Consider the following 26,399-nt stretch of genomic DNA (forward strand, 5'->3'; position numbering starts at 1 on the left):
ATGAATGTCCTTGCATCGGAGAATGATTCGATCTGATCGTGCAGCGTCGGTCAGTGCGCCGCGTGGGACTCTGGGCAGGTCGAGCGTCGTAGTCGATCGAGTGCACATGCGACGTCGACGGCATCCTCTTCGGTCCATCCGTCGAGATGGTCGATGAGTCGCTGCGCCTGGGCGCGGCGATGGAAGACCAGGGTCTGGACGCCGAGTGGAGTCAAGGACAGGAGCGATGCCCGTCCGTCGTCCGGGTCCGGTCGCCGCTGAATGTATCCACAAGATTCGGCGTGTGTGATCTGTCTGCTCAGCGTCGAGACTGTCACTCTCAACTTTTCCGCCAGATCCGTCGATCTCGTGGAATCTGCGGCCGACAACTGCGAGAGGAGGGCGCCCAGTGGGTCCGGCAACATGCCGGGGGACAGTTGGCGTGAGCCGGTCGACGAAACCTCGCGGTGGCGCCGGACTAGGGCGCGAAGGTTGTCGAGGATTGCCTCGGCACTGTCGAGAGTGATCACGGCCACCCCCTCGAATAGTTGATATTTGCAACTATAGATCAAGTTGGTTGCACTGCACAACTACTTTGTTGTCAGTCCTCGGAACTGCCCAGTCGGTGCAGCAAGGCCGTCAGCGTGGTGATGTCGTCAGTTTCCCATTTTGCGAGTCGGGCGCGCCAACGATCGATCTGATGATTGCGGATCGTCGTGAGCTTCGTCCGAGCCTCAGGGGTCAGGGTCACCAGCTTCGCGCGAGCGTCGTCGGGGTCGGGGATCCGTTCCACCAGGCCGAGCCGAGCTGCGGCATCAATTTGCCTGGTCAGGGTGGACTTCTCGATATCGAGCGTGGAGATCAAGTCGGACATCCGCACGGCATCGGAACGGTTCAGGATGACAAGAACCGGGTAGAGCGCCGGATCGAGTTTGGGATGAATTGCACGCGCATAGGTGCGCGCCTGGGCGCGTCCTCGTTGCCACATGTCGGCAAGTTCCATCTCCAGGCCCGTGATCGGATCTGAAACCACTGTCGTTCCCCTTTGGTGCGATTCGTTCGGTGTTCATCAAACCAGAAGGGGGGCCGGAGTGATTTGGGTGAAGTCACGCTGAGCGAAAGGTACGTTCGGCGTACTGAAGGCGCTGAACGTACCTTTCGCTCGGAAAGTGGGTGGGTCAAGCCACCGCATACGCCCGCACGCACGTCTTCAGGTCGCGGGTGAGATCGGCTGCTGTACTGGTCGGAGAACCGAATTTCACGACGGACCCGTCGCTCCCGTGGAACAACAGCGTCGGAAACGAAGTGGCGCCGAGCCTGCGTGCCCGGACGAAATCGGCGCGGGCGGCGTCCTTCGAATCTGCGGTGAACAGGGAAGACACTGCGGCGGATGCGTCGAGCCCGAGCGATTTAGCTATGGCTCGGTAGGTCTCGGGATCGGAGAGGCTGCGACCGTCTCGGTAGAACGCGGTCTGCATGGCCTCCGCGATGTCGAGTGCGCGTGTCGGATCCTCTGTGCGAAGCGCGGCGAGTCCGATCGCAGCATCCGTCGAATCCATGACGAACCGCCCGTCAGACACCAGTTGTGAATATCCGTCACCGAAAACGGCGCCGGTCTGGGCTGCGATGGTGGCGTTGGCCGATTTCAGGTACGGAGCCGAAGACATGGGTGCGACGCGTTCACCGGTGAACAGACCACCGCTGACCACGGACAAGTTGATGGAATCGGCATTTTGACGGACGAACTCCGTCAAAGCAGGGCCGAAGCCGAAACACCACCCGCAATAGGCGTCGAAGACGTAGGTGAGTTGCGTCGTGCCTGCTGTTTTCGAGCCTGTCGATTGCACTGTTGATTCCTATCCGAGCGCGAACTGATTGATACTCTGACGGTATGTCGCATTCGGGTATTCGGTCACGGTGAAGATGAGTCCCGAACTAGTGAAAAACAGACAAGTACCCGTCCGGGACGTCGGGTACGCGTCTTCGGTGGCTGACGCGACCGAGATCGAAGTACTCAGCCTGGACACCATTCGCATCAACGGGGGTAGTGCAGAGTTCGTCGGCCCCCAACGCCCGCAGTTTCACTTACTCGCGCTGGTGACCGAGGGTTCGGCGCTACACACCATCGACTTCGTCAACTACGCGGTGAGCCCGGGGACCGTGTTCTGGGTCAGACCGGGGCAGGTGCAACAGTGGGGGCGAATCCAGGATTTCGAGGCGATGGTTGTTCTGTTCACACCCTCGTCGCTCGATGCCGTCAGCCAGCAGTTGTTGGACGGGAACGCTCACAGTCGGCAGGCAGCGTGGCAGTTGTCCGGCGAGAACCTCGAGACCATCAGCGCAGGTATGAAACACCTGAACTTGAATTACGGTTGTCCGGATACTTCTGCGCCGGTCGTTCGCGCGGCCATTCTGCGGCACACGTTGACGGCAATTCTGTTGAAACTGACCCACCTCGGTGGACAGGAACAGAGTTCCGTGCTGGCACACAATGACGTGTTCGAAAGGTTTCATGCCGTTGTGGAACGTGACTTCGCCACGGTCCGTTCGGTTTCGGAGTACGCCAACAAGATCGGGTACTCCGAGAAGACTGTATTGCGGGCTACCCGAGCTGCTGCCGGAATGACGGCAAAGCAGTACATCGATCAGCGTGTGGTGCTCGAAGCGAAACGTCTGCTGTCTTTCGGCACGGACACGGTCACCCAGGTGGCGTCGAAGCTGGGGTTCGACGATTCTGCGAACTTCACAAAATTCTTCGCCACCCGGGTGGGTGTTTCTCCGCTGACCTTCCGTCAGGACGTCAGAGCGCGCTGAACGCCGCCCATCGCGCGTCGGCGCTGTCGAGGGTTCCGATGCTGTTCTGCCCCTTGCCATGTGCGATGCCGTCCAGATCCTGGATGATCCAGTAGATGGCAAAAGGATGGCTGCCGAACCAGAGATCGCCGCTGACGTCCAATGCGTGCGCCGGGTCGGGTGTCAGGTTGTCGAACAGTGGAGTGTTTCGCACGATGGATGCGTCGTACTGCTGCCCGGAAAGTACGGCGACGGTCTGCGCCGCATGCTCGGGTAGGAGTTCAGGTGAGACGGGCGAAATCGTGCCGGTGTCTTGATTGTTGGTCGCGTTGACTTCCGATACCGGCCTGGTGAATCCGGCCTCGGTGACCAGTGTGGAGATGGGAGTGGTCGGAGGCACAGTGAACAGGTTTCCGCTGTAGCCGAGAAGGATCGCAAGGCTCTGGCCGGCAGCCGCGGACTTGACGTCTTCGAGGCCGGATTCCAGCTTTCCGATCATGGCGGTTGCTTCGCTGCCTCGATCGAGCTGTGCCCCAGCTTGTTCGAGCACATCACGCCACGGCGCCGAGTACGGGAGGACCAAGGTTGGCGCCACGGAATTGATCTGCGCGAACAGGCTCGGTAGTGGACCGGCATTGCTCATCAGGATCTCATCGGGTTCGACGGACGCGATCTCTTCGACGGCGGGGTTGGCGAAGAAAGTCGGCTTGTCGAGAACTTCGACGCCCTGCTCGCGCAGAATCGACTTGGCGACGTCCGATCGCAGGGTGCTGTAGACGACGGTGGGCTTCACGCCGAGTGCGAGTGCACTCAGCCCCGCGTACTCGTCGAGCGCGAGAATGCGCTGCGGTGAGGCCGGAACTTCGACGGTGCCGAGTTCGTGTGTGACGGAGCGAGTTGCAGAAGCGGTTTCGGACTCGGCGGAGCTGCTGCACGCGCTTGCGCCGGCAACGGTGAGGAGAAGCGCCGAGACGATGCCGAATGTGGTTCGGGTGGTGAACATCTGAGGTCAACGATCCATTCGTGGGAAGAAGAAGGACAGGAGGGTGCCGGCCAGCAGTAGGCCGGAGCAGACGAAGAGGGCTTGGGAGTATCCGGAAACCAGTGCTTCGGTCGGTGCGCTGTCCGAGTGCGACGTCGAGGAAGCGGCGACGCTCACGAGAACGGCTAGTCCGAGTGAACCGCCGATCTGACGCGATGTGCTCAGTAGCCCTGATGCCATGCCGACTTCTTCGGGGGGAGCGTCGGCGGTGGCGACGTTACTGAGCGGCATGAACGACAGACCGATGCCGATGCTTGCCAGAAGCGAAGGCACCAGGATGACGGCCCAGAAGGGGCTGTCGAGGTTCATGGTCGAAAACATGAAAGTCCCGATTGCGGCGACTGCTGTTCCGACCACGAGCAGCGGTCGAACTCCGTAGCGCGGAAGGAGTTTGGTGGACGCGAGGATGCCGATCACCAGGCCGAAGCAGAAAGGCAGGAAAGCCAGACCGGTGGTGGTCGGTGAATAGCCCAGCCCGCGTTGCAGGAAGAGTGAGACGAAGAAGAACGCGCTGAACTGGGCCGCACACACCAGGCACATGATGGCGTTGGCCAGTCCGATTCGGGGTCGAAGCAGGGTGGACAGTCGTACCAGTGTTGTGGCGCAGCGGCTTTCGACTACGACAAAGGCAGTCAGCAGGACGACCGTGAGTGCGAATCCACCCAGCACGTAACCCGAAGTCCAGGAATGTGATTCCGTGGCGATCACTGTGCCGACAAGGGCGGTGATTCCGGCCGTCGCCAAGATGGCTCCGGGGAGATCGAGGGAGCCACCTCGGGCGGCTTGGCCGGCCGGCAGGCCACGGGCACCTGCGACCGCGGCGATCAGGGCCACCGGTGCGCCGGCGAACATCACCCATCGCCAACTGAGCCCTTCGGTCAAAATGCCGCTCAAGACGACACCGAGTGCGCCGCCCAGTGCTGATGACATTGCGCCGATGCCGAATGCCTTGGCCCTGGCGCGTCCGGTGGGAAAGGCCTGACTGAGGGCAGCGAGCCCGGCCGGCGCGATCAGTGCAGCGCCGACGCCTTGAAGCGCCCGAGCTCCGACAAGCATTTCGGCGGACACGGAGAAGGTGCCGACGATGCTGACGAGGGCGAACAGCAGAAGCCCGGAAACCAGAACTCGACGAGTGCCCATCACGTCGCACAGGCGACCGCCGAGAAGCAGTAGTCCGCCGAAGGCGAGGGCGTACGCGTTGACGACCCAGGACAACCCGGCGTCGGAAAAGTTCAGCGATTCCTGGATGTCTGGCAGCGCGACGTTGATGACCGACATGTCGAAGGCCACCAGGAACTGCGCTGCCGCGGCGGCTGTGAGGACCAGAGCCGGTGCAGCTACCGCTCGAGTTGTTGTTGTCATTGCAGGTACCTAATTTGTATACGCGTTCTCATAAGTAGTTAGGTTTACCTTGCTGACGACTGAGATGCAAGGGGTTCCCCGGGCGAGAGCGTCGTAGCAGGGGCGCGCACAATCGACGGATGGCCGAAAAGATGGAACCGAGATCACCGCGGCTCGGACGTCCCCCGACGATCACGTCGGAGCAGATAGTCGACGAGGCGAAACGGCAACTCCAGTCCGGCGGCGCCGACGCGTTGAGCATGCGAGCGTTGGCGAAGTCGCTCGGCACCACGCCGATGGCGCTGTACCGGCACGTGGGCGACAAGGAACAGCTGATCAGCGCGGTTCTCGATGTGTACTCACAAGATCTCGGCGCGCTGGTCCTGCCGCAGGATCAGGTCGAACGGCTTCGCATGATCTTCACCGCGATCTTCGAAACGCTGGCATCGGAGCGCTGGATCATCGAGTTGCTTCAGCGAGGTGGGCGCGGCGGGAGCGGCGCTGTGGTCTTGGTCGATCGGGCAATGGCCGCGTGTGTCGAACTCGGGATGTCGCCGCGCCGCGCACTGTTGGTCTATCGAGCGCTGTGGAACTACACACTCGGTGCACTGCTCAACATCTACGACACCACCACACGACCGGAAGGCAGTGTGTCACCTCTCGCGGTCAAGATCCGAGAAATCGGTCCCGAGAAACTGCCGGTACTCAGTGAGGTGCTCGAGGACTGGCCGGGAGGGACGACGACTGAGAGTTACCTGGAAGGTCTCGAGGTCTTGATCAGTGGATACACAAATTCCGACTGAGAGTGTTTACAACAGCCCGTGCCTCGGTGGGATTGTCCCCGACAGCGTCCAGCGGCCGATGTGTTGGACCTTCCACCTCGTCGGATCGTGCAGAGTATGCGTGCGTGCGTCACGCCAGAATCGCGAGAGGTTCGCTGATTCGCCCGCGCTTCTCGTGCCACCGATCTCGAACAGCGTGCTCGTGGCCGCCAATGACGCCCTGGCACCGACCACTTTGGCAGTTGCAGCGTCGATGGATGCTCGGGCCGTGGAGTCCTCGGTGGGATTACGACGCGCCACGTCGATCGATCGCGCCGCTTCCGCCAAGAGGGATCTGGCAGCGCGAACCTCGATTGCCGCTTCGCCGGCGAGTTGAACGAGCAGTGGATCCTCCACCGCTGTATCGACTTTCGCCTCGAAGAAGGGCCGCGCCTTTGCTGCGAGTTTCACGGATTCACGCAATGCGGCCGACGCTATGCCCGTGTCGATCGCGGCGTGCAGAATCTGGGCCTGTGCCCCGTAGGTGGTCGGGTGAGTGAACAACGATGTGAAGGGTACGACGTTGAACCGCGGCACCGACACGGATTCGAGTGTCACGGTTCCGCTCGCAGTTGTCTTCTGCCCCATGCCGTCCCAGTCGTCGACGATCGACAGTCCGGGAGTATTCCGGGGTAGGTAGACCGCGGATTTCACCTGTGCGCCGGTCTCGGTGAACTGATCCGCATTGGCGGCACGCACCACGATCCAATCTGCGAAAAGCGCTCCTGTGCAATAGAATTTTCGACCTTCGAGCACAAAGTCTTCCCCGTCGGGTGTCAGAGTCGTGCCGTCGATGTCGATGGTCTTGTTGCCGCGCTCGCTCTGGGCGTTGGCGAACTGCTTACCCGACAACGCCTCGGCGTAGAAGAACTGCTTCTGCTCGTTAGACCCCTGGTACCGGAGCGCTTCCAGGAAAGTGAAGTGGCTGTGCGGAATCTGCGCGATGCTGGGATCGCCCTCGGCGAGTAGGCGGAAGACCTCGGCCAACGTCTCGGTGCTCGCGTCGATGCCACCGAACTCCTTCGGCACCGAGAGCCCCAGCAGACCGGACTGCGCCAGGGTGCGAACCTCGTCGTGGGGAAGGAGGCGCTGCGCATCGCGGACGCCGGCACCTGCCGCGAACTCGTCGGACAGCTGTGACGCTACCGAGAGCGCCTCGTCTTCACTGGTGATGCGGTGCGCGATCTCCTGAATGTCCACAGCAGTCATGCTGCCACCGTTTCACAGTCGCAGCACCCACCCAACACTTACAACCTGTGTGATCGCTACCCTGGAAACCCCCGGGAACTGCATGTTTGCTGGATTTCATGTCTACTGAACGTATCGCCGACGAGATCAAGTTCGCCTACTGGGTGCCCAATGTCAGTGGTGGTCTGGTCACCTCCGACATCGAGCAGCGGACCAGCTGGGACTACGAGTACAACAAGAAGTTGGCGCAGACCGCCGAGAACAACGGCTTCGAGTACGCCCTGAGTCAGGTTCGTTACGAGGCGAGCTACGGGGCCGAGTTCCAGCACGAATCCACGAGTTTCAGCCTTGCGCTGCTCCTGGCCACCGAGAAGCTCAAGGTCATCGCCGCCGTGCATCCCGGACTCTGGCAGCCGGCAGTGTTGGCGAAACTGGGCGCTACCGCTGACCACCTGTCGAACGGTCGATTCGCCGTCAACGTCGTCAGTGGTTGGTTCAAGGACGAGTTCACTCATCTGGGCGAGCCGTGGCTCGAGCACGACGAGCGCTATCGGCGTAGCGCCGAGTTCCTTCAGGTTCTTCGGAAGATCTGGACCGAGGACGACGTCGATTTCCGCGGCGACTTCTACCGCATTCACGACTTCACGTTAAAGCCTAAGCCTCTGAACACTCCGGAGCGACCCAATCCCGAACTGTTCCAAGGTGGTAACTCGGCGGCAGCCCGTGAGAACGCCGGTCGCTATTCGGATTGGTACTTCAGTAACGGCAAGGACTACGACGGCGTCACGGAACAGTTGGTCGACGTCCGCCGTGTTGCTCGCGAGAACGATCGGGAGGTGAAGTTCGGACTCAACGGGTTCATCATCGCCCGCGACACCGAGGCCGAAGCAAAAGACACGCTGCGCGAGATCATCGCCAAGGCGAACCGTCCCGCAGTCGAGGGTTTCAAGAATGCAGTCCAACAAGCCGGCGCGTCGACCTCGTCCAAGGACGGGATGTGGGCAGATTCGACGTTCGAGGACTTGGTTCAGTACAACGATGGCTTCCGCTCACAACTGATCGGCACGCCGGAACAGATCGCCCATCGGATCGTCGAATATCGCCGTCGCGGTGTCGATCTGATTCTCGGCGGATTCCTGCACTTCCAGGAAGAGATCGAGTACTTCGGGGCCAAGGTGCTCCCGCTGGTTCGTGAACTCGAAGCAGCCGACAGTGACGAGCAGGTGCTCGTCACCGCCGGCTGATCGCCTGGTCTCTCAGGACTTTGCGTGGCGCTTCGCCAGCATCCAACGAGAGATCTTCATGTCCCGAGCTTTTCGCTCGATGGTCAGCAGGTCCAGCGGAGCGCTGAATTTCTGAACGGCCAGTGATTTCACACTGCTGAACTCACGCAGCCCATCGGCTCCGTGGATACGCCCGAACCCGGAATCGCCGACCCCGCCGAACGGCAGGGCGGCGATTCCGGCGAATCCGAGAACCGAATTGACCGTGACGACACCGCATTCGAGCTTCTCGGCAATCGCTCGACCCTTCGACGAACTCTTGGTGAACACCGAGGCCCCCAAGCCGTACTTCGACGCATTGGCACGCTCGATCCCCTCGTTCATGTCGGCGACCTTGTTCACCACGACGCTCGGGCCGAACGTTTCTTCGGTGATCGCCGTGGAATCCTCCGGAACATCCGTCAGGATGATCGGATCGATGAACGGACCGTTGAACGAATCAAGCCCGCCGAGTACAGCTTTCGCGCCTCGGCTGAGAGCGTCTTCGATCTGGCCTCGGACTATCGCAGTCTGCTTTCCCAGCGTCATCGGCCCGTAGGTCGAGCTGTCGGTGGCGCCGGCGTGGGCGTCCTGAAGCGCGGCGGTGAGCTTGGACAAGAAGGCGTCGTACACGGGCGCTGCGACGTAGATTCGTTCGACGCCGGCACAGGTTTGTCCGCCGTTGCCCACTGCCCCGAATGCAGCGAAGCTCACGGCCGCATCGAGGTTGGCGTCGGAGTCCACCAGCATGGCGTCCTTGCCGCCGCATTCGGCGACCAGGGGAGTGAGGGTGTCCGCGCAGGCGGCCATCACGCGCTTTGCGGTAGCCGTCGAGCCGGTGAATGCGATCTTGTCGACACCGGACGAACACAGAAGTGCACCGGTTTTTCCGTCACCGGTAATGGTCTGCAGGACAGGGTGTCCGGGTGCGGCGATGTTCCACAGCCGGGCCAATTCGACGCCGACGCCGGGTGAGAGTTCGCTCGGCTTGAAGACGACGGCGTTGCCGGCGGCCAGTGCGTAGCCGATCGACCCCATCGGTGTGTACAGCGGATAATTCCAGGGGCCGATCACACCGACGACGCCCATCGGCCGGTAGCCGACGGATGCAGACTGGTTGGCGCTGATCAGTCCTGCACCGACGCGTCTGCGGCGCAACACTTTCTGTGCGTTGCGTGCCGCCCAGTCGAGATGTTCGACGGCCAGCATGACTTCGAGAAGGGCGTCGTCGCTGGGTTTTCCGGTCTCAGCGGAAATGATCGCCGCCATCGATTCGGCGTGAGTTGCGATCGCGGCGCGGAAATTACCGAGCACCTTCCGGCGGCCTTGGAATCCGAGTTGATCCCACCACTTCGACGCCGTGCGTGCTGCGGCGACCGCTTTCTCGATCTCTTGCTGATCTGCAAGGGGGTGCTGCGCGACCACGGAATCGTTGCGAGGGTCGAGGCTCGCGAAGGTGTGATCGTCCGTTTTCGGATCTGTCGACGTGGACGTGCTCTGGCGGCCGAGCTGTTCTGTCATGTTCTTCAGATCCTCCACATGTCGGTGCATCACATATATGTGATGTGATTTACTGTGCTGGTAGTCACAGTATGCGTCGGACCGAGCTCCGACAAGCCTCCAGCCTCATCTCACTCGGGAGTTTTCGATGTACATGGATTTCACGCAGGAGCAGTCTGATTTCGCCAAGTCGGTAGCGTCGTTCTGCAAGAAGGAAAGTGGTACCCGTGAGCAGCGAGACCTGCTGACCGATCATGGCGCCCATAACCACAACCAGGCGTTCTACGAAAAGATGGCGGAATTGGGATGGCTCGGGCTGACTGTCCCGGAGGAATACGGCGGATCTGCCGGAAGCACGGTCGACCTGTGCATCTTCCTGGAGGAAGCCGCCAAGGGCATGGCGCCGATCGGTGGACTCGGCCCGACCGTCATCACCGGGGCTGCATACGAGAAGTTCGGCAGTCCGGCCCAGAAGGAGGCAGTGCTCGGCGGGATCGTCCGTGGCGCGTCTCAGTCGATCTCGATGTCCGAACCCGAAGCAGGCTCCGACGTGGGAAATCTGAGTTGCCGCGCCGAGAAGGTCGACGGTGGGTGGCTGATCAACGGCCAGAAGACGTGGTGTTCCAACGCGCACTTCGCCGAGAACATCCTTCTGGTGGCTCGCACATCCCGAGGTGAAGGCAAGCATGAGGGCCTGACGATGTTCCATGTCCCGGCCGACATCTCCGGATTGAAGATCAGTGGAATCGACACCATGGGCGGCAAGGAGGTCAACGATCTCTACTTCACCGACACATTCCTGCCCGAGGACGCGGTGGTTGGGGAAGTCGGCAACGGCTGGCGTCAACTCATGGCCGGACTCAACATCGAACGCCTCATCCTCGCGGCGATGATGCTCGGGACCGCGCAGCGCGCTTTCGACGACACCCTCGAATTCGTCACCACGCGTAAGCAGTTCGGCCGTCCGGTCGGATCGTTTCAGGCGCTTCGCCACCGGATCGCGGATCTCGCCACGGAGATCGAATGCGGCCGTCTGCTGGTCTACAGCGTTGCCCGAATGGTCGACGCCAACCCGACCAAGATGTTCCCGCGGGAAGCGTCGATGGCCAAGCTGAAGCTGACCGAGACCGCCAAGAAGGTCGCGCTCGAGGGGATGCAGATGATGGGTGGGTACGGTTACGCGACTGAGTTCGACATGGAGCACCATGTGCGAAAGACTCTTGTGTCCTCCATTTATGGTGGTACCAACGAGATTCAGCGAGACATCATCGGCAAAACGTACGGACTGTGAGGATCGGTTGTGGCAACGTCTGCACGCACTCGGAGGGCGACATCTGAGCTGAGGAGACGGCCACAGTTGTCGGAGGACGTGGCCAACCACGTTCGTAACCTGATCATGTCCGGCGCTGTGCGTCCGGGCGAGTTCGTCAGATTGGACGAAACCGCAGCCGACCTCGGTGTCAGCGTCACGCCGGTGCGAGAAGCCCTCGTCGCATTGCGCGGCGAGGGAATGGTCGAGCTGGTTCCGCATCGCGGCTATCTCGTCTCGCCCCTCAGTCGCCAAGACATCGAAGACATCTTCTGGTTGCAGGGGCAGATCGCAGTCAAGCTGGCTTTGCGGGCGATGGACACCATCACAGCTGATCAACTGGTGGAACTCACGGAACTCAACGCCGATTTGCGAGCGGCGGTGGACGCCTCGGATGCAGCTGCGATCGAGCAGTGCGAATTCGAATTCCACCGCTTGATCAATCGCGCTGCGGGTGGTGCGAAGCTGGCATGGTTCCTGTTCGGCGCGATTCGGTACACCCCTGCTCGTCTCTACGCGACGGATCCAGGCTGGGGTGAGCTTGCGGTATCGAGCCACGACGCTTTGATCGAGGCGTTCGAGAAGCACGATCGAGAACAGGTGGACGCGCAGATGAGTCTGCAGTTCTCCGACGGCGCTGCTCGACTTCTCGCTCACCTCGACAACATCGGGATCTGGGACTGAATCAGGAGCTCAAGACGGAGGTAGGGCGGGAGCGAGCAGGATCGCTGCACATTCGGCGACCAGTTCTTCTTCCGTCACGTCGATGTATCCGTCCAGCCATGCACTGAGGGTCTGCGCCAGGCCGCCGACCAGGAAGGTTGCCGTCAGCGTCAAGTGGCCGCTGTCGTTCAATCGGTAGAAGGTCTTGGCGTTGGCGGCCAGGAGACCGATGAATATCGTCGTCGACGCTCGTCGTTTCTCGGCCAGGACAGGGCTCGTCAGGGCGCTGGAGAACAGTAGACGTCCGCGACGGGGATCCTGCGCGATCGTGCGGACGATGTTCGCGATTCCGGCGAGCGCCTTGCCTCGTTCGGTCTCGGCGGCGTCCACCGCGGCCTGGGTTGAAACGGCGATGTCCGTGATGACGGTGTCGTAGACGGCCGACATCAGAGCATCACGATCGGTGAAGCTCTCGTAGAAGTACCGCGCCGCGACACCGGCCTTCTTGCACACTCCGCGGACCGTGAGTTCGGGCTCGGCGGAGCCCATGAGTTCCAGACCGGCCTCGATCAGCGTCTCTCGTCGTTGGGCTACGCGGAGCGCGCCGTCGACGCCACCGTACGAACGCGGTTGGTCATTCATGAAGACCATCTTTGCATCCCGAGATTGCTTGACATCTCGGCATTTCGGCGTTTCACTCATCTGAGAACATGCGTTCGCAGATGTCGACTCGAAGGGGTTCTGCCATGACGGTGAGTAGGGATTCGATGGACGGGCGCGAGGAAGCGGTGGCAGGCGGCATCGGAGCGGTCGGCGTCCAGGCGGTCGACATCGACGCCGAGGTCGAAAAGGCGATGTCCGGGCTCGGACTGTTGGCCGCAGGCGCCAACGTCATCATGCAGTTGGCGCGCCCGGCGGTGGGGTACGGCGTGTACGAGAGCAAGGTCGAGACGGGTCGGTTGGATCGGCATCCGGTGAAGCGAACCCGGACGACGCTGACGTATCTCGCCGTCGCGAGCCTGGCGACGGACGAAGAAAAGAAGCTGTACCGACGCGCAGTCAACGGCTCTCACAAGCACGTTCGCTCCGATGAGAACAGCGCGGTCGAATACAACGCGTTCGATCCCGAACTGCAGTTGTGGGTAGCCGCCTGCCTGTACCGAGGCTTCGAGGACGTCTACAGAATCTTGTACGGGGATCTCGATCCGGTCACCCAGGATGCGTTCTATCAGCGAAGCGCCACGTTCGGTACAACCCTTCAGATGCGACGCGACATGTGGCCGGCGGACCGGGATGCGTTCGAGGTCTACTGGAACGAGAACCTCGACAAGGTGGCGATCGACGAGACGATTCGTGAGCATCTCTACGGGATCGCGTCGGCGACCTTCACTCCGAAGCTGTTGCATCCCGTGGTCGGTCCGCTCAACCGATTTGTCACCACCGGGTTCCTGCCCCAGGCCTTTCGTGACGAAATGCGGCTCCCGTGGTCAGTGCGTCAGCAGCGTAACTTCGACCGATCCATGCGGGTCGCCGCGCTTGTCAATCGGTTCAGCCCGAAGATTCTGCGGATGTTCCCCTACAACTTCTATCTCTGGGATCTGCGCCGGCGCATCGCCAAGGGAATCCCGTTGGTCTGAGCCGACTCTGACACTTGAAGTGATTGACACCACAGGTGAATCGGACACATACTCGACATAGTTGAAGTTGACGTCAAGTTTTAACTTTCCTGGGGAGGCTGTCAGTGGCGAACATCGAAGGCGTATGTGACCAGCGATTCTCTGGCTTGAAGGAGGCGCTGGCACACAATCTCGATTCCGGCGAGGACGTCGGGGCAGCGATCGCACTGACGATCGACGGCGAATCCGTCGTCGACATGTGGGGCGGTTGGGTCGACGTCGAGCACACTGCTCCTTGGGCCCGCGACACCGTCACCAACGTCTGGTCCTGCAGCAAGACCGTGACCGCACTGGCCGCGCTCATGCTCGTCGACCGCGGGTTGCTGGATCTCGATGCCCCGGTCGCGCAGTACTGGCCCGAGTTCGCAGCAGCGGGTAAGGACCGTATTCAGGTCCGGCAACTGTTGTCGCACACTTCGGGTGTTTCGGGGTGGGATCAACCGTTCACCTTGGAGAACATTTGCGACGACGCGTACGCCACAGCCCGGTTGGCGACGCAGGCTCCGTGGTGGGAGCCGGGTACTGCATCCGGATATCACGCCCTCAACTACGGCCACCTGATCGGCGAGGTCGTCAGGCGCATCGACGGACGAACCCTCGGCCGCTTCATCGACGAGGAAATAGCCGGTCCGCTCGATGCTGATTTCCGCCTGGGCTTGCCGAAGTCGGAATACGGGCGAGTCTCGAATGTGATTGCGCCACCGCCTTTGCCGATCGACATCGCGGCACTCGGGATGGACAACATCATGGTGAAGACCTTCACCGCACCGCCGGCCGACGCGACAGGTTCGTGGACCGACGGGTGGCGAGCCGCCGAGATCGGTGCGGCCAACGGTCATTCGAATGCGAGGGCACTCGCAAGGATCCAATCGGTGATCGCGTGCGGTGGCAAGGTCGGTGACGTTCGCCTGCTGTCGGAGGAAACGATCGACAAGATCTTCGAGGAGCAGTCGTACGGGGTCGACCTCGTCCTCGGTGTGCCGGTCCGCTTCGGCGTCGGATTCGGATTGCCGACGCCCGAGTCCGTCCCGTTCATTCCGGAGGGGCGAATCTGCTTCTGGGGAGGTTGGGGTGGCTCGCAGATCATCATCGACACCGAGAAGCGCATGACCTTCTCGTACGTGATGAACAAGATGGGGCCGGGCCTGCTCGGTTCCGAGAGATCGGCGCAGTACGTATCGGCTGCCTACGACGCACTGAGCTGATCGATGTGACTGCGTTTGATCGATATGACAGGGAGGGCGAAACGCTACTCAAATCCTTGCTGAGTAGTAGCCGACGGGGCTGGTTGTGGGCTCGATCGCTAATCCGGCGGAACGGTTGGTTCGTCCACTGCAGCTGACTATGCTGCCGGATATGCCAGTGTGCTCCGGGGGGAAATCGGCTTGTCCGCTACGTCGAAGTATGCCCGAAAGTTGCAGACCTGAATCGGCTGACCGGCGATGAACGGTTTCGTCGAAGTTGTCATGCGCTGGTGGCAGTTGCCGGACCAGTTCCATAGTTTCAGCAGGTACCTCGAAGATCGTGGGTTCTTGACTTCCTGCCGGGCGCTGGTCGGCGGAACGGCACTCTGGATGGGGTTGGTGCTGCTGTCGGCGCGATTCAGTGACGTCGGTCCGCAAGGTACGTTCTGGCGAGCGGTCAATCTGACGGTTATCGTGTTGTGCCTCGGCGCTGCCCTGATCTGGTGGCTGTTTCCGCCGACGCCGCTGTGGTCGTACACCTTTGTCGTGGGTTCCGACGCTGCGATTGCGGCGGCCGCCGCAACCGACTCGGAACCGCTGGGACGGCTCATCGCGTGCGTCGTGTTCGCGTCGATCGGCGGCTATATTGCGTTCTTCCACAATCCGAAACTCCAAGTCGGTCACTTGGTCTTCGCCTCGATGGTCACGGTGTTTTCGGGGTGGACTTTGTTGTTCGGGCCAGCAGCGGACGTCGGCTTGGGGTTGGCGAAAATCGCGGTCGTGATGGCCACCATCATTGTGATTCCCGTGGTGTCCCAAATTGTCTTGGCAGTTCTGGGATCTGACGCCACTACTTCCGACATAGACCCGTTGACCGGTCTGCTCAACCGTCGCGGGCTTTCGCGTCGGGTGAAGGATCTGATGGGGCCTCCGGTGACCGAGGCCGACGCGGTTCTCGTGGTGGTGATCGATCTCGACCGATTCAAGACGATCAACGACGTTCACGGCCACGACGTGGGGGACAGCACGATCCTGCGAACGGCGCTGCGTATTCGCCTGTGGACAACCAAAGCTGCACTGACCGCCCGCGTGGGCGGTGACGAGTTCGTCGTGGTCGAGCGGGTGCCGGTCAGCGTGATAGCGAGGCTGGAAGGACAGATCCGCTCGGCAATGGACGGGGCGACCGATGATCCACCGACGAGCGCGAGCATCGGAATGGCGGTCCGCACCGCGCCCCGGCATCCGGGTGAGTCGGTCGACGAAGCCTTTGCCGAACTCTTCCGCGTCGCGGACTCGGTGATGTACGAAGCGAAGCGCGAAGGTGGCAACCAGGTTCGGGCGAGCCTGGTCTGATGTGAGAGCTCAGTCGGCGAAGCTCAGGCCGCGTTCGGCGAGTGCTTCACGCAGAATCCTCAGAGCCTTCGGTCCCATCCCGTGCAGAGCGCCGAGTTCCTTCTCGGACACGGACGTCAATTGCGCGAGATGGGTGTAGCCCGCTCCGATCAGCGCGCGCTGTGCGGGAGCTCCCGTTTTCGGGAAGTCGGTTTCCACTGTGCCCGGACCCGGTTCTGTCACTGGTCAACTCCTCCGTGTGGGTTTTCCACAGTTTAGCGAGCGTCGTGAACGATTTCGGGGCTGTCGATTTTGTCGGGCGTTCGCGGAAGTGCGCGAGCTGCCACGGCAATACCGATGATCGCGATAGCGGCGAAGGTGAAGAGAAGCAATTGCGCAGAACGAAGCGTCGACGGTTCGCCGATGTTCACCAGCACTCCGGCCAGGGCTGCGCCGAAGGCATTGGCGATCAGCTGAACGGTGTTGATGGCAGCGGAGGCACGCGCACCTTCTCCGGGATCGGTGACCGAGGTCATCGCACCGACTGCAAGATGAGGCCAGGCGATGCCGATTCCGACGCCGGCGACCAGCAGTCCGATCACCCACGCGACCATCGCACCGGCGCCGGCGTGTTCGGTGAGAAATGCTGCCATGATGCCCAACCCGATCGCGACGAGGATCGGACCGCTGACAACGATTCGTCGCACGATACGAGGGGCAGTCGCCGAGGCGCTCGGGATTTCGCCGAGAGTCCAGCCGAGAGCGAGTGCGGCCCCGAGGAATCCGGCCGCGAGCGGTGCCAGTCCGGCAAGTCGTTGGCCGAAGAGTGGAATGAACGTCTCGACGGTCGACGCAACAGCTAGGACGACGATGGTCAGGTACACCCACTTGAGCGACGACGCGTTGAACGTCGACGGCGGTAGTACGCCGTGGCGCGAGCGACGGTCAGCGGCGACAAAGGCGATCAGTAGCAGCACAGCGGCGAGAACCATTGCTGCGGTCACTGCGAGGTTGGACAGAATTCCGGCAACGCTGACCAGCAAAGCTGCGGCAGTCAGCAATGCCAGTGAGAGGACCGGCACCGGGCTACTGGTGGTGCTGCCCGGTTCATGTGCCGGTAGCGCGCTGGGGACGAGAGCTGCGACTGCGATCGTCGCGATGACCAGAACGCCGAAAGCCCATCGCCAGGCTCCGAATTGAGCAAAGACGCCGCCGATTGCAGGGCCGGCGAAGGTGCCGACTCCCCACATTGCCGAAACCAGCGCGGCCCCGCGGGTCCACAGATGTCTGGGGAGCGCGGCATTGATGACGGCGTAACCGAGACCAGCCAGCAGGCCACCTCCCGAACCCTGGATCGTGCGGCCGACCAACAGCAATTCCATGGTCGGGCTGACCGCACAGACGACGGTGCCGAGCGCGAAGATCGCGAGGCCGATCAGGTAGGCCCCGCGCGGTCCCCTGGCGGCGAGGACGTTGGTGACCAACATCGAGGAGATGACGGAAGCGATGAGGAAGACCGTCGCGGTCCAGGCGTAGTACTGCTGACCGCCGATGTCGTCGATGGCAGTCGGAAGCAGGCTGGTCGTCAGGTAGACGTTGGTCGCGTACAGCGCGACGCCGCCTGCGAGGACGGTAGCGGTGCCGAGGTATCGACCGCTCAGGAGCTGCCGCCAGGTTCCGGCGGGAGCATCGGTGGGGGAGTGCATGTTGTCGAAGGTAGAATCTCAAGTGCGCTTCAGGTCAATGTCGCGCAGCCATTGGGAGGCAGAATGATCCGTAAGAGTGACGAACTTCTCTCGATCGGTGAGGTATCGGCGCGCACCGGCGTCGCCGTGTCGGCGGTGCGCTACTACGAAACACTCGGTCTGGTTCCTGCAGAGCGGACGGCAGGAAATATGAGGAAGTTCCCGCGGCACTCGATCCGGCGGGTGTCGCTCATCCAGTTGGCAGTCAGGTTCGGGATACCTCTGGCCGAAGTTGCCGAAGTATTCGGGTCGTTGCCGCAGGGACGAACTCCGACGAAGAAGGACTGGCGCAAGATTTCGACGGAGTGGAATCAGCGCCTCGAGGATCGCAAGCAGGCCATCAGCCGGATGCAGGACGAACTGACGGGCTGTATCGGCTGTGGGTGTCTGTCACTCAAGACATGCAACCTGCTCAACCCTGGAGATGAACTGGGCCGGGAGGGACCCGGCGCCAGACGTCTCTGAAACTACTGTCGGTCAAACTCTTTCGCGTGGCCGCGACTGAGCATTCCACCGACCACCACGACGCTCGATCTCGATGGGATGCGAGAAGCACTCGCTGATGTTCTGGGTGGTGATCACATTCTCGGCGAGGCCGCTGGCGGTCACGACGCCGTCCTTGATCAGGAGAGCATGTGTGGTGGTGCTCGGGATCTCTTCGATGTGATGCGTCACGAGGATGCTGGCAAGTGACGGGTTCTGATTGCGGAGATCGTCCAGAGCCGTCAAGAGCTGTTCGCGCGCAGCAAGATCGAGCCCGGTCGCCGGTTCGTCGAGCAGGAGCAGGCGTGGTTCCACCATGAGTGCACGGGCGATCAGGGCTCGCCCCCGTTCGCCCTGGGACAAGTTGGGCCACAGTGCGTCCGAACGCGGACTCATCCCGAGTAGATCGATCAGTGCGTCGGCATGAGCCTCTTGCTCCGGCGTCGGTGACCACCGCGGCATTACCTCGGTGGTGTTGGTGAGGCCGGTGATCACGACGTTGCGGACGGTGATCGGAATTCCGATCGTGTGGCGCGGGTTCACGTGCCCGATGTCCATCCGCAGTTCCCTCATGTCGACTCGGCCCAGCTTGTGCCCGAGGACGTAGACGGAACCGCGAGTGGGGTGGGCGGTTGCTCCGAGAAGGCTCAGGAGGGTGCTCTTGCCTGCACCGTTCGCGCCGAGGAGTACCCAGTGTTGCCCGGGTTCGATCGAAATGTTGATGTCTTTCAACAAGTATCGGCCGTCGCGGACGAGATCCACGTGTTCGGTCGACAGAACTGTGCCATTGGGGTGTTGCACGAGAACTAACCTCTCTTAGGCGTCGAGCACACGCAACCGCCGTAAGACGGTGTCGATATTTGCTCGGGTTGCCGCTACCGCGGCTTCTGGGTCGGCGTCTTGAAGGGCCTCGACCAACTGATCATGGGCATGTGAGGTGTCGGGGACGCCGGCCTCGTGGGCCATCATCTCGACGAGGGATTCACGAAGGAGTGGACGCACCGACGTGAACAGCGAGAGTAGAACCGCGTTTCCGGACAACCGAACGACTTCGGTGTGGAAGTCGAGGTCGACGTCGACGAACTTTTCAACGTCACCCTCGAAATGACTGTGTCGCATGGTCAGTCGCCGCCGCAGGCCGTCGAGGTCCTCGGGTTGTACCCGCTCCGCGGCCAGTCTGGCGGCCTCGATCTCGAGTGCGCGACGGACTTCGAAGACCTCCAGGATGCGTGAGCGTCGAAGTAGCTTGGTGAATTCGTCGACGTGCTCGAGTTCGGACGCGGCAGCCACGAAGGTGCCGACGCCGTGTCGGACTTCGAGTAGTCCGTCGCGAGCGAGGAGGCGGATTGCCTCGCGAATCGAGGAACGCCCGACGCCGAGTTCGACGGCAAGGGCCGCCTCGCTCGGTATGCGCTCGGACGGCGCCCACGTTCCTTGCCTGATTCGCCCGCGAAGCAACTGTTCGAGTTGCGGCACCAGCGGACCACTGCGAAGTGTGAATCCTGTGTGGTCGTCGGACACGGCTCGCCTCTCGTGGGGGTACCGACAGCGTAACAACTCATCAGACGTCTGAGGACTTGGGTGGGCCGTGTGTCGGAGCAGTGCTCACGCAGTCGATACCGTCAGTTACGGGTGACGCCGAGGAGCAGTGCGATCAGGTCGAGGGCCGTCTCGATCTCCGCCTTTTCCCGCCCGAGTAGAGGGGCGTAGAGGTGTACGTCGCAGATGCGAACGAGAGCTTCGCCCAGCACTTGCGGCGAAAGCGTGATCGTCAGTTGGCCGGCGTCGACCTGGGACTGCAAGATTTCGGCGGTGATGGAGGCGGAGATCGATTCGATGGAGCCGGGCATCATCGCGAGTTTGATGAACACCATCGGTTCGCGTTTGGTCAGCGCTCGCAGTTCGGTCGACGATTCCACCGACCGCATGACGCGTCCGAAGACGTCGAGGATGTACTCCGGACCTTGCCCCGACGCCTGTGACATCGCCTTCCGGTATGTCCGTTCGGTGGCCTCGGCCAGCACTGTTCCGAGCAGTTCGTCGCGATTGCCGACCCAGCGGTAGAGCGTCGCGCGGCCTACTCCGAGACGTTCGGCGAGCAGTGACATGTCGAGTGGTTCCTCCGCGAGGTACATGCTCGCGGCGGTGTCGATCGCGCGTCGGCGTTCGAGGTCGGTAGGCATCGGGACATTCTCTCCGGTTGTCCGGTACTGCACAATTTCGGCGGTCGAACAGAGGTGGGCTTCGGGTGGCTCGAGCCTATTGACGAACCAAGCGACGTGAGACACACTAGCTCATTGTCTCATGTTAGTGATGGCGATCACAGTCAGGGGTTCGATCGATGAGTTCAGTACAAACCGTTCGTGGGCCGGTGGACACAGCCGATCTGGGAAAGGTGTTGATGCACGAGCATGTCTTCGTTCTGGGGGAGGAGATGCGTCAGAACTATCCCGACTACCCGGAGCCTTGGGACGAGGAGGCTCGAGTAGCCGATGCGGTGACCAAGCTGTCCGAACTGAAGTCGCGAGGGATCAGCACGATCGTCGATCCCACGGTCATCGGACTCGGTCGCTACATCCCGCGTATTGCGCGGATCAACGAGCAGGTCGATCTCAACATCATCGTCGCCACCGGCGTCTACACGTACAACGACATTCCGTTCCAATTCCATTACACCGGTCCAGGTTTGCTGTTCGACGTGCGCGAGCCGATGGTTGATCTATTTGTGAAGGACATCAAGGACGGCATTGCCGGCACAGACATCCGCGCGTCATTCCTCAAGTGCGCCATCGAAGAACCTGGTCTGACTCCCGGTGTCGAGCGTGTGATGCGAGCGGTCGGTCAGGCGCAGGTCGAAACCGGGGTACCGATCACGGTTCACACGAACCCGCACACGGAATCGGGCCTCGTTGCGCAGAAGGTTCTGGCCGAGGAAGGTGCAGATCTGAGCAAGGTCGTCATCGGGCACTCGGGTGATTCGACCGACCTGGACTACCTGTGTGCACTTGCCGATGCGGGTTCGCTACTCGGGATGGACCGTTTCGGTCTCGATGTTCTGCTGCCGTTCGAGGAGCGGGTGAACACTGTCGTGGAACTGGCCCGCCGTGGCTATGCCGAGAAAATGGTTCTGGCACATGATGCCTCGTGCTTCATCGACTGGTTCTCGAGTGAGGCCAAGGCAGCCGCAGTGCCGAACTGGAATTTCACCCACATCAGCGATCAGGTCATTCCCACGCTGCTCGAGCGCGGCGTCACCGAGGATCAGATCAACACCATGCTGGTGGATAATCCGCGTCGGTACTTCGAGAGCTGAGTTATGACCAACGTGTACGAGAGCAAGCCGTGGCTCGCCAACTACGACGCCGACACTCCGCCGAACGTGGACATCGAGCATGCCAACGCCCTCGCGATGTTCCGTGCGTCGCTGGAGCGCGATCGCACCGCCCCGATCATCAGGTACTTCGACAGGACCGTCAGCTTTGCCGAGCTCGACGAGATGTCGGATGCGCTTGCCGTAGCCCTCGCCGTGGACGGAATCGGGTTCGGCGACAGAGTTTCCTTTGTCCTGCAGAATGTTCCGCAGTTCGTCATCGCGACGGTCGCAGTCTGGAAACTCGGCGCTGTCGTCGTTCCGGTCAATCCGATGTACCGGGACCGTGAGCTGTCCACCGTACTCGCGGACAGCGGCGCGGTAGCAGTCATCTGTCTCGAGTCCTCGGCCGAGACCGTGGCGACTGCGTCCGAGGGCACCGAAGTGCGACGGGTCATCACCACGTCGGAACGGGATTTTCAGTCGCGCGACGATGAACGGATCTTCGGTTCGGCGTCCAGGATTCGTCATGATGGATTTCCGGACCTATTGGAACTGATCGAGGCTCATCGAGGACAGAAGCCCGAGAAGGTCGATCTGTCCCCGGAAGACCTTGCCTACCTTCCTTATACGTCGGGGACGACCGGCCCGCCGAAGGGGTCGATGAACACGCACGCAAATGTCGTGTTCGCAGCGCAGATCTATCGGGACTGGTTGGGGCTGCGCCCCGGCGGCGCGATGTTCGCGGTGGCGCCACTGTTCCATATCACCGGGTTGATCGGGCACGTCGCGGCTCCACTCCTGGCCGGCGCGCCCACGATTCTGACCTGCCGCTTCCATCCCATCGTTGCAGCGGAGTCGATTTCGGAGCATCGGGCTACCGCGATCATCGGAGCGATCACCGTATTCATCGCGTGGACGGACAGCGCCGCAGTCTCGAAGGAATCGTTGAGCTCTCTCGAGTCGGTGTATTCAGGTGGCGCGCCGATCCCGCACGCGGCGTTGGAAGCGTTCCGGGCGAAGTTCGGTCACTACATTCACAACGGCTACGGGCTGACCGAGACGAACAGCCCGGCGATCGTGGTGCCGAATTCGCGTGAAGCGCCGGTAGATCCGGCGTCGGGGGCCGTTGCTGTCGGCGTTCCGGTATCGAATACGTACGCCGAGGTGGTGGACGAGAACGACAGGCCGGTACAGATCGGGGAGTACGGCGAGATAGTGGTCTCCGGTCCCCAGGTTGCACTCGGATACTGGAACAAGCCGGACGAGACCGCACATGCGATGCCGGACGGGCGTTTTCACACCGGCGACATCGGATTCATGGACGGCGACGGGTGGTTTTACATCGTCGACCGGATGAAGGATCAGATAAATGCCTCGGGCTTCAAAGTGTGGCCACGCGAAGTGGAAGATGTTCTCTACGAACACCCTGCCATACGAGAGGCTGCCGTCGTCGGTGTCATGGATCCGTATCGCGGCGAAACCGTGAAGGCCTTCGTGTCTTTCAAGGACGGTGCCGAGGCGACCACCGAGGATCTGGTCGAGTTCTGCAAGGAAAGGCTTGCAGCATACAAGTATCCACGCATCGTCGAGGTCATGAATGACCTGCCGAAAACAGTGAGCGGCAAGATTCTTCGTCGTGAACTGCGGGTACCGAACTAGATCTGCCTGACAAACGAATTGCCGGCCGCCGACAAGGTGAGCCGGCCATTCGTCGTGGTGATCGGCGAGCATCGATAGGGGATTTAGTCCCTTATGCGGCAATGCATTTCAGTGATTGACATCACTCTTTTTGTATCGCAGACTGATCGCAACGCCACAGAGTTGAAGTTGGTGTCAGTTTCTACTTCTGGCCCGGTTTCACTTCTCAACTCCCGGCGCGACGAGCGTCCGACCCATCGAGGAGTAACCCATGACGAGATCGGCAGTGGATTCGAGCACGCAGGCAGGGGGCCTGTCCGATCAGGAACGGAAGAAGAAGAAAGCGCACCGCAAACTTCTCGGCGCGGGACTGCTCGGCAGTTCCATCGAGTGGTACGACTTCTTCTTGTACGGAACGGCTGCGGCACTGGTCTTTCCGCATGTTTTCTTCCCCGATTCATCCGCACTGATGGGCACTTTGCTCTCGTTCAGTACGTTCTGGGCCGGCTTCGTTGCCCGCCCCATCGGCGGTTTGGTCGCCGGACACTTCGGCGACAAGTACGGACGCAAGCCCGCCGTCGTCACCTGCCTGTTGCTGATGGCCGTCGCGACGTTCCTGATCGGCGCGATCCCTAGTGCGTCGGCAATCGGCGTCGTCGCTCCGATTCTTCTGGTGACACTGCGATTCATCCAAGGTCTCGCCTGCGGTGGCCAGTGGGGCGGAATCGTCCTTCTCCTCACCGAATCCGCGAGTCCCAAGAAGCGTGGATTCTCAGGCACTTTCGGTCAGATGGGTGTCTCGTTCGGTGTAGTGCTGGGCAACCTGGTCTTCCTCGTCGCGACCGCGACCATTTCCAACGAAGCATTCCTGAGCTGGGGTTGGCGGGTTCCGTTCTTCGCCAGCGCGCTGCTCTTCCCCGTGGTTCTGTACATCCAGACGAAGGTCGAGGACACGCCGGAATTCCTCGAGTTGCAGGAAGACGCCAAGAAGAACCAAAAGGATGTCGTCGTTCAGGCTCCACTGGCGCAGGCGCTCAAGGATCACTGGCGCAAGATCCTGCTTGGCTGCGGACTTCTGGCCGCCACCAATGCACTGTTCTACATCAGCATTGCCGGCGTACTCAGCTACGGCACAACCGAACTGGGGTTGAAGCGGAACTCACTGCTCATCATCTCGCTCCTGAGCGCGTTGCTGACAGTCGGCGTGGTGCTGTGGTCCGGGAAGATGTCCGACAAGATCGGTCGTCGTCCGATGATCCTGATCGGCGCCGCGGCGATCGTGGTCTGGGCATTCCCGTACTTCTGGTTGATCAACACCAAGTCCCTGCCGCTGTTCTTCATCGCAGTCACGGTCGGCAGCGTGTTCCAGTCGATGACCTACGGGCCTATCGCGGCATACATGGGTGAACTGTTCGCACCCAACGTGCGCTACTCGGCAGCATCGTTGGCCTACCAGTTGGCTGCGATCACGGTCAGCGGCGGCACCCCGTTCATCATGACAGCACTTATCGCGAAGACCGGAACCACGACATGGGTTGCCGTGTTCGTGGCACTCATGGGCTTGGTGACCTTCTTCAGCGCTTGGGTGCTGAAAGAGACCAATCCGAAGGAAGTTCGGGACGATCCGAACGCAATTCCGGGCGCGCACCTCTACGCCAGGTAATACCTTCGGTCTCGAACAGACGCCCGCTATCGGTCACCGGTAGCGGGCGTCTGACGTATAACTGGAGCATGGCTGCAGCACGCACAGGCTCCGAAGATGCTTCGTCGACAGTGTCACGGGAACTCCCCTCCACTCAGCGTGGTTTGCGTACGCGTCGAGCGTTGATCGATGCGGCTCGCACCGTCTTCGAACGGACCGGTTATCTGGACTCGCGTCTGATCGACATCACGGTGGAGGCGCAGTGCTCGGCCGGTACGTTCTACACCTACTTCGCAAGCAAGGAGGAGATCTTCGCGGCTGTGATGGAGCTGGCGCGCGAAGACATGATGCATCCGGGCATGCCGCACACTCCGAAAGGCGCGGATCCCGCTGAGGTCATCGCGGCGAGCAACCGCGCGTACCTCGAGGCGTACCGACGTAACGCGAAGCTGATGGGACTGCTCGAGCAGGTCGCAAGTATCGATCCGGAGTTCCGGGTTCTCCGCCTCGAGCGTGCTGACGCGTTTGTTCGACGCAACGCGCGCAGTATCGAGAAGCTGCAGAAAGCCGGTCTGGCGGACGCGAACCTGGATCCGCTACTGACGTCTCGGGCACTCTCCGGGATGATCAGTCGACTTGCGTTCGGGTACTTCGTATCCCGCGGCGGCGAGGACGGCGCCGCCGGAGTGACCTTCGATGGTCTGCTCGATACGGTCAACCGGTTGTGGATCAACACTTTACAATTCTCGCTGCGCCAAAACTGATGTTGACGCCGGGTTCATGTTTGGTGTCTGATGGAGCAATGACACCTACGCGTACGGCAGTGCTCGTCGATTTCGGTGGAGTTCTCACCTCCAGTGTTCTTCAGGCCTTCGAAGATTTCGGGGCCTCGCTTGGGGGAGACCCACGACTTCCGTTGACCCTGCTCTCCCGCGACGACGTCTCGAAGAGGCTGCTCTCCGATCACGAATCCGGAAAGATCGACCAGGAGGCCTTCGAGGCCGGATTCGGAGAACGTCTACGAGCGCACGGCGCAGTCGTCGACAGCGTTGGATTGGTCGACCGTATGCAAGCCGGGCTGATTCGAGACGAGGAGATGGTGCGTCTGCTCGCGGACGTGCGGGCGGCGGGACACCCTGTTGCGCTCGTGTCCAATGCTTTCGGGCGTGATTGTTATTCGGGTTTTGTCCTCGAGGACCTGGCCGACGAAGTGGTGATCTCCTCGGAAGTCGGGATTCGTAAGCCCTCCCGCCAGATCTACATCATCGCGTGTGAGCGCCTGGGCGTCGCGCCCGAAGATGCCGTCATGATCGACGATCTGCAACAGAATCTCGACGGTGCGGCACGATTGGGGATCGCCGGCATTCTCCACACCGACGCGGAAAGCACTCGCAGGCAACTGGCATCGACGTTCGGACTACTGCCCACGCAGTGAAACTGTAGGTTTCTCGGTAACACTCGAATACTGCTGGAACACTTTTGGAGGAA

Annotated in this window: 27 protein-coding genes; 14 read left to right on the forward strand and 13 right to left on the reverse strand. The window is 61.4% G+C overall.

Annotated elements, in window-relative coordinates; genetic code table 11:
• Positions 1-50: 50 nt before the first annotated feature.
• From AC1DVN_RS25615 to AC1DVN_RS25625, 3 genes are all read right to left on the reverse strand, one after another.
• Positions 51-509 carry a MarR family winged helix-turn-helix transcriptional regulator gene (locus tag AC1DVN_RS25615; protein ID WP_387403417.1) on the reverse strand — a complete coding sequence of 153 codons (459 nt, stop codon included), beginning with the start codon at positions 507-509 and terminating at the stop codon, positions 51-53.
• A gap of 71 nt (positions 510-580) precedes the next feature.
• On the reverse strand, positions 581-1,012 hold the full coding sequence (locus AC1DVN_RS25620; protein ID WP_019745731.1) for a MarR family winged helix-turn-helix transcriptional regulator: 432 nt from the start codon (positions 1,010-1,012) through the stop codon (positions 581-583).
• A 145-nt stretch (positions 1,013-1,157) separates the two neighbouring features.
• Positions 1,158-1,826, reverse strand: coding sequence for a DsbA family protein (locus tag AC1DVN_RS25625; RefSeq protein ID WP_477994343.1), 669 nt, complete (start codon positions 1,824-1,826; stop codon positions 1,158-1,160).
• Between the two features lie 139 nt (positions 1,827-1,965).
• Here AC1DVN_RS25625 and AC1DVN_RS25630 point away from each other — a divergent pair, with 139 nt between their 5' ends.
• The gene (locus tag AC1DVN_RS25630; RefSeq protein WP_020971101.1) at positions 1,966-2,793 is read left to right on the forward strand and encodes a helix-turn-helix domain-containing protein; all 828 of its coding nucleotides are present in this window, start codon (positions 1,966-1,968) and stop codon (positions 2,791-2,793) included.
• Here AC1DVN_RS25630 and AC1DVN_RS25635 read toward each other — a convergent pair.
• On the reverse strand, positions 2,780-3,775 hold the full coding sequence (locus AC1DVN_RS25635) for an ABC transporter substrate-binding protein (protein ID WP_021331741.1): 996 nt from the start codon (positions 3,773-3,775) through the stop codon (positions 2,780-2,782). The two genes, AC1DVN_RS25630 and AC1DVN_RS25635, sit on opposite strands and share 14 nt — an antisense overlap.
• Before the next feature lie 6 nt (positions 3,776-3,781).
• Positions 3,782-5,176: an MFS transporter gene (locus AC1DVN_RS25640; protein WP_477994344.1), complete on the reverse strand. Its 1,395-nt coding sequence runs from the start codon at positions 5,174-5,176 to the stop codon at positions 3,782-3,784.
• 119 nt (positions 5,177-5,295) lie between these two features.
• On the opposite strand from AC1DVN_RS25640, the gene AC1DVN_RS25645 reads away from it, so the two are divergent.
• Complete coding sequence (locus tag AC1DVN_RS25645) at positions 5,296-5,958, forward strand: TetR/AcrR family transcriptional regulator (protein WP_021331743.1); 663 nt, start codon at positions 5,296-5,298, stop codon at positions 5,956-5,958.
• Between the two features lie 6 nt (positions 5,959-5,964).
• On the opposite strand, the gene AC1DVN_RS25650 is transcribed toward AC1DVN_RS25645, so the two are convergent.
• On the reverse strand, positions 5,965-7,185 hold the full coding sequence (locus AC1DVN_RS25650; protein WP_047888996.1) for an SfnB family sulfur acquisition oxidoreductase: 1,221 nt from the start codon (positions 7,183-7,185) through the stop codon (positions 5,965-5,967).
• A gap of 98 nt (positions 7,186-7,283) precedes the next feature.
• Here AC1DVN_RS25650 and sfnG point away from each other — a divergent pair, with 98 nt between their 5' ends.
• On the forward strand, positions 7,284-8,408 hold the full coding sequence (gene sfnG / locus AC1DVN_RS25655; RefSeq protein ID WP_024487492.1) for a dimethylsulfone monooxygenase SfnG: 1,125 nt from the start codon (positions 7,284-7,286) through the stop codon (positions 8,406-8,408).
• 12 nt (positions 8,409-8,420) lie between these two features.
• Here sfnG and AC1DVN_RS25660 read toward each other — a convergent pair whose 3' ends face one another.
• Positions 8,421-9,947, reverse strand: a complete 1,527-nt coding sequence (locus tag AC1DVN_RS25660) for an aldehyde dehydrogenase family protein (RefSeq protein ID WP_477994345.1) — start codon at positions 9,945-9,947, stop codon at positions 8,421-8,423.
• 127 nt (positions 9,948-10,074) lie between these two features.
• On the opposite strand from AC1DVN_RS25660, the gene AC1DVN_RS25665 reads away from it, so the two are divergent.
• Positions 10,075-11,217: an acyl-CoA dehydrogenase family protein gene (locus AC1DVN_RS25665; RefSeq protein WP_007730792.1), complete on the forward strand. Its 1,143-nt coding sequence runs from the start codon at positions 10,075-10,077 to the stop codon at positions 11,215-11,217.
• A gap of 9 nt (positions 11,218-11,226) precedes the next feature.
• A complete protein-coding gene (locus AC1DVN_RS25670; protein ID WP_019745722.1) occupies positions 11,227-11,919 on the forward strand; it encodes a GntR family transcriptional regulator in 693 nt (230 codons plus the stop codon).
• Positions 11,920-11,928: 9 nt separating this feature from the next.
• Here AC1DVN_RS25670 and AC1DVN_RS25675 read toward each other — a convergent pair whose 3' ends face one another.
• Positions 11,929-12,549, reverse strand: coding sequence for a TetR/AcrR family transcriptional regulator (locus tag AC1DVN_RS25675; protein ID WP_019745721.1), 621 nt, complete (start codon positions 12,547-12,549; stop codon positions 11,929-11,931).
• A gap of 116 nt (positions 12,550-12,665) precedes the next feature.
• Between AC1DVN_RS25675 and AC1DVN_RS25680 the strand changes: the two genes are divergently transcribed.
• The 3 genes from AC1DVN_RS25680 (at position 12,666) to AC1DVN_RS25690 (ending at position 16,111) form a co-directional block, all read left to right on the forward strand.
• The gene (locus AC1DVN_RS25680; protein WP_051119002.1) at positions 12,666-13,535 is read left to right on the forward strand and encodes an oxygenase MpaB family protein; all 870 of its coding nucleotides are present in this window, start codon (positions 12,666-12,668) and stop codon (positions 13,533-13,535) included.
• A 104-nt stretch (positions 13,536-13,639) separates the two neighbouring features.
• A complete protein-coding gene (locus AC1DVN_RS25685) occupies positions 13,640-14,779 on the forward strand; it encodes an EstA family serine hydrolase (RefSeq protein ID WP_019745719.1) in 1,140 nt (379 codons plus the stop codon).
• A 237-nt stretch (positions 14,780-15,016) separates the two neighbouring features.
• On the forward strand, positions 15,017-16,111 hold the full coding sequence (locus AC1DVN_RS25690; protein ID WP_019745718.1) for a GGDEF domain-containing protein: 1,095 nt from the start codon (positions 15,017-15,019) through the stop codon (positions 16,109-16,111).
• A gap of 9 nt (positions 16,112-16,120) precedes the next feature.
• Here AC1DVN_RS25690 and AC1DVN_RS25695 read toward each other — a convergent pair whose 3' ends face one another.
• Both AC1DVN_RS25695 and AC1DVN_RS25700 read right to left on the reverse strand, forming a co-directional pair.
• The gene (locus AC1DVN_RS25695) at positions 16,121-16,333 is read right to left on the reverse strand and encodes a helix-hairpin-helix domain-containing protein (protein WP_019745717.1); all 213 of its coding nucleotides are present in this window, start codon (positions 16,331-16,333) and stop codon (positions 16,121-16,123) included.
• Between the two features lie 32 nt (positions 16,334-16,365).
• On the reverse strand, positions 16,366-17,796 hold the full coding sequence (locus AC1DVN_RS25700) for an MFS transporter (protein WP_019745716.1): 1,431 nt from the start codon (positions 17,794-17,796) through the stop codon (positions 16,366-16,368).
• 63 nt (positions 17,797-17,859) lie between these two features.
• Between AC1DVN_RS25700 and soxR the strand changes: the two genes are divergently transcribed.
• Positions 17,860-18,300 (forward strand): redox-sensitive transcriptional activator SoxR, encoded by a 441-nt coding sequence (gene soxR / locus AC1DVN_RS25705; RefSeq protein ID WP_020909439.1) that lies wholly within the window; start codon positions 17,860-17,862, stop codon positions 18,298-18,300.
• Positions 18,301-18,312: 12 nt separating this feature from the next.
• Here the strand turns inward: soxR and AC1DVN_RS25710 are convergent, their stop codons facing one another.
• The 3 genes from AC1DVN_RS25710 to AC1DVN_RS25720 all read right to left on the reverse strand — a co-directional run bounded on the left by AC1DVN_RS25710 (position 18,313) and on the right by AC1DVN_RS25720 (position 20,501).
• Positions 18,313-19,119 (reverse strand): ABC transporter ATP-binding protein, encoded by an 807-nt coding sequence (locus tag AC1DVN_RS25710; protein ID WP_020909438.1) that lies wholly within the window; start codon positions 19,117-19,119, stop codon positions 18,313-18,315.
• 15 nt (positions 19,120-19,134) lie between these two features.
• A complete protein-coding gene (locus AC1DVN_RS25715; RefSeq protein ID WP_019745713.1) occupies positions 19,135-19,839 on the reverse strand; it encodes a FadR/GntR family transcriptional regulator in 705 nt (234 codons plus the stop codon).
• A gap of 101 nt (positions 19,840-19,940) precedes the next feature.
• Complete coding sequence (locus AC1DVN_RS25720; protein ID WP_003943195.1) at positions 19,941-20,501, reverse strand: TetR/AcrR family transcriptional regulator; 561 nt, start codon at positions 20,499-20,501, stop codon at positions 19,941-19,943.
• Between the two features lie 158 nt (positions 20,502-20,659).
• On the opposite strand from AC1DVN_RS25720, the gene AC1DVN_RS25725 reads away from it, so the two are divergent.
• The 5 genes from AC1DVN_RS25725 (at position 20,660) to AC1DVN_RS25745 (ending at position 26,346) form a co-directional block, all read left to right on the forward strand.
• Positions 20,660-21,631 (forward strand): phosphotriesterase family protein, encoded by a 972-nt coding sequence (locus AC1DVN_RS25725; RefSeq protein WP_019745711.1) that lies wholly within the window; start codon positions 20,660-20,662, stop codon positions 21,629-21,631.
• A 3-nt stretch (positions 21,632-21,634) separates the two neighbouring features.
• On the forward strand, positions 21,635-23,290 hold the full coding sequence (locus AC1DVN_RS25730) for an AMP-binding protein (protein WP_477994346.1): 1,656 nt from the start codon (positions 21,635-21,637) through the stop codon (positions 23,288-23,290).
• A 250-nt stretch (positions 23,291-23,540) separates the two neighbouring features.
• Positions 23,541-24,932 (forward strand): MFS transporter, encoded by a 1,392-nt coding sequence (locus tag AC1DVN_RS25735; protein ID WP_020971085.1) that lies wholly within the window; start codon positions 23,541-23,543, stop codon positions 24,930-24,932.
• A gap of 68 nt (positions 24,933-25,000) precedes the next feature.
• Positions 25,001-25,675 carry a TetR/AcrR family transcriptional regulator gene (locus AC1DVN_RS25740; protein ID WP_019745708.1) on the forward strand — a complete coding sequence of 225 codons (675 nt, stop codon included), beginning with the start codon at positions 25,001-25,003 and terminating at the stop codon, positions 25,673-25,675.
• 38 nt (positions 25,676-25,713) lie between these two features.
• A complete protein-coding gene (locus AC1DVN_RS25745; protein WP_046379450.1) occupies positions 25,714-26,346 on the forward strand; it encodes an HAD family hydrolase in 633 nt (210 codons plus the stop codon).
• The last annotated feature ends 53 nt before the right edge of the window (positions 26,347-26,399 follow it).

This window comes from Rhodococcus sp. P4_E4 (assembly GCF_056401575.1).